The sequence below is a fragment of the Georgenia satyanarayanai genome (assembly GCF_023715365.1).
GTDB lineage: Bacteria > Actinomycetota > Actinomycetes > Actinomycetales > Actinomycetaceae > Oceanitalea > Oceanitalea satyanarayanai_B.
The window spans coordinates 1-477 of the sequence record NZ_JAMBNZ010000071.1 but is presented as its reverse complement, the minus strand read 5'-3'; the positions used below and the strand labels follow the sequence as shown (position 1 = coordinate 477).

Sequence of the window (477 nt, the reverse complement as noted above, 5' to 3'; positions counted from 1 at the left end):
CCCTCACCCTGGCGCCGAAGCATGGCCTGCTCGCGGGCCGACATGCGCGCCGCGAAGCCGGCAGGACAAGTGTTCCGCATGACACCGGAACTTCCGTCAGCCGACCTCACGAAGCGAGCGCTGGAGACAGAACATCGGCCGCTAAGGCCGGATTGTAGGCGGGCCTCAGACCAGAAGCGTGTCCTCGACCGCCCAGGTCAGGGCCACGCGCTCCTGGGGTCGCACGACAATCGCATCCGCCCGATGCTGCTGCTTTGCGACCACGGGATCGCCACCGGCATCGAGTTGCAGCACGCAGCGCGTCAACTCACCCATGAAGGTCACTTCGCGTACCGTGGCCATCAGATGATTCCGACCCGGCGGGACCGGACTGCCGGCTGGAAGGATTCCGATTTTCTCCGGCCGGATCATGCAGGCCTGCCCCGGGGCTGCCGAGGAAGCGACGGTACCTCGCAGGAGGGTGCCGCCCAGCGATAC

1 protein-coding gene is annotated in these 477 nt (G+C 66.9%); it reads right to left on the bottom strand.

Features of this window, described 5'->3' with window-relative positions; translation table 11 throughout:
- Positions 1-165 precede the first annotated feature (165 nt).
- A partial coding sequence (locus tag M3148_RS17050) for a TOBE domain-containing protein (RefSeq protein WP_251305918.1) occupies positions 166-477 on the bottom strand: 312 nt, incomplete at its 5' end.